The following is a 2,484-nucleotide window of genomic DNA, read 5'->3' on the forward strand; positions in this document are numbered from 1 at the left end:
TTGGCGGTACCGTTGTTCACGCGCAGGACGGTTGCTCTGGGTCGGCAACTGTCGGCTCCGGCGGCAGTGGCGCCACGGAGAATACCTCTGCGAGCACCCTGGGCACGGGCGGTAGTTGTGAGACCGAGGACGGACACAGTTCAACAGTCGGCTCCGGCGGAAGTGCAGCCGCTGTCGACGGCAAAGTTGACAGTGACACCAAGGTCAATGCCAACGAGAACAATCTCAACGCCAAATCGACTGCTTCGGCCAAGGAAGGCGGAGAGTGGAGTAGATCGAAGACACAGACCAAGGTCCGCCAGGGAGAAGATCTGAGTACCCGAACCAAAACCATGTCGCATGTGCCAGGCTCGAAACCGGAGAAGAGCACTACTGCAGTTCAATCGCAGACGCAGTAGCCGGGATGACCGAAATAACAGGTACCGCAAGACGATCGGCGCTGCGATATTTTGCTGCCGTAATCGTCATCCGGGCCGAAGGAGCGGTGGGAATTTTCTAGGCCGCCTCAACTCCATAAGGCAGCGTTATGGAACGAAGCTAAACCCTACCCGTTGCAAGAAAAAGGGTGGCAAGCATGAGCGAAACAGGAAAACCACCGTTGGTGGTCTCCCTTCCAAAGTCAGTGATTTCAAACATCGACGTGTGGCGGCATGGCCAGCCGGAGGTCCCCGCGCGTTCAGAAGCCGTACGGCGAATCTTGCAGCGAGCTCTTTTGCCGGATGAATTTGAGGTCAGCCCCGACGGCAGCACCGTTAAGCTGCGCAGGTCAAGTTCTGATCTCGGACCTGCGAAGCCCTTAGCGGCTCTAGCCAACCTGGCAACCCGCTTGCCGTGATTGTGTCCAAGAGTCATAAAATGGCGGAGGCTTGTGGGGGATCGGAAATGCCGCTGCGATCATCCGGGTTGCCGGGGGTTGAAAATCCTTTCGGCGTCAGGTTCATGATGCTGAATTCGCAGGGCGAGGTGACCTGCTCGGTCACAACCGAAGCGCTGTCAGTGCTTCAAGGTCCCGATGCGCTTCTCGATTGGCTTGCTGCCTTTGCGCAGCATCGAGTAACGATCGAAGCCGTGGCCCTCGCAAAATTCCGGTCAGGGCTGCAGCAGCCAGGCGGCACGATCGTTGTGGATGCAGACGACTTACCGCGCGATCGGGATCGGTGAGGTTCGCTTAATTCTCCAAGAGCCCTTCACTGCATTGAAGTCGTAGGGCTTCAACAGACCATTCGTGATCCGGAAGTCCCTTTGCGGATTGTCGAACAAGACTCAAGGTAAACTACAATACCGAAAGTTAGGGAGCCAGTTGGTCGAGATGATCAGTCTGAATTCCAAGGACAGTCCAGGTGCGCGCCATGTTGAATAGTAGGCCTTTACGGACGTGTTGGGTCTCGACCTCAGCTCGTTCTCTGTAATCTGCAGCTTGGGCTCGGCAATCGAACGCTGTCACATCTAATGAGCTCTGCATCAAGTCACTCCACGGCTATCTCTGTCTAAGCTTCAAACGGCCATGTCGTTCCCTACTCGCAAGAGACAAATCGAACCTGCTCGATTACCACGCTTATTTATCCTCCCGCACACCCTTGAACGCCGGATGCCGAAGGCGCTGGTCTGCCATTGTCACCCCACGATACTCCACCTCAACTACCACCTTCGGCTCGGTCCAGATGATGCCCTTCTCCCGCAAGCCTTTGATCACCGGCTTGGCGAGCGCGATCTTGTCCAGGCGCGCCTTCAGGCCCTTCGACAACCGTTCGGACAATCCGCTGCCCACACCGCCGGCATAGTGCAGGACACCATCCTCGTCTCGCCGGGCCACACGCAGCTTGTTCACGGCACCCCCAACGCCTGGCTCATAGCCGATGACCACGAAATCATCCCGCAACACGCATTTCGTTTTGAGCCAGGCCGTCGTGCGGCCGGAGCTGTAGGGGAGATCCTTGCGCTTGGAGACGATCCCCTCGAGGCCAAGCTGGCAAGCATGGCGGAACACCGCTTCGCCCGAGCCCTCGATCTCCTCGGACAGAACAAGACCCGGATGTGCCGTGCGCTCCAGCACCTCAACCAAGCACATTCGACGCGAGGCGAGGGTTTGGCTCCGCAGATCCTGCCCGTCCAGGAACAGCAGGTCGAAGGCATAGAGCACCACCTTGTCCGAGGGCTTCCGACCCCGTGCGATCGCCGCCTGCATCAGGCCGAAGTCGGAGATCCCCTGCGCGTTGAGCACGCAAGCCTCCCCGTCGAGAATGGCGCTCTTCACCCGCAGCTTGCCGGCGGCCTCGATGATGGTCGGAAAGCGGTCCGTCCAGTCGAAGCCGTTGCGCGTGATCGCACGCACATCCTGGCCGTTGATGTGAACGGCAAGACGATAGCCGTCCCATTTGATCTCGTGAACCCATTGCGGGCCCTTGGGTGCTGACGGAACCAGCGTAGGCAAACATGGTTCTATTCGCGCAGGCAGCTCGTCTTTGCGGCGTGGCATCGTCAGCC

3 protein-coding genes are annotated in these 2,484 nt (G+C 58.6%); 2 read left to right on the forward strand and 1 reads right to left on the reverse strand.

The window, feature by feature from the left end:
• Both FKM97_RS26100 and FKM97_RS26105 read left to right on the forward strand, forming a co-directional pair.
• On the forward strand, window positions 1–398 hold a 398-nt coding region (locus FKM97_RS26100), incomplete at its 5' end, for a hypothetical protein (RefSeq protein WP_144295390.1).
• Window positions 399–939: 541 nt separating this feature from the next.
• Window positions 940–1,161, forward strand: a complete 222-nt coding sequence (locus tag FKM97_RS26105; protein WP_170241158.1) for a DUF1488 family protein — start codon at window positions 940–942, stop codon at window positions 1,159–1,161.
• A gap of 394 nt (window positions 1,162–1,555) precedes the next feature.
• On the opposite strand, the gene ligD is transcribed toward FKM97_RS26105, so the two are convergent.
• A partial coding sequence (gene ligD / locus FKM97_RS26110; RefSeq protein WP_342783581.1) for a non-homologous end-joining DNA ligase occupies window positions 1,556–2,484 on the reverse strand: 929 nt, incomplete at its 5' end.

This window comes from Rhodoligotrophos appendicifer, from assembly GCF_007474605.1.
GTDB lineage: Bacteria > Pseudomonadota > Alphaproteobacteria > Rhizobiales > Im1 > Rhodoligotrophos > Rhodoligotrophos appendicifer.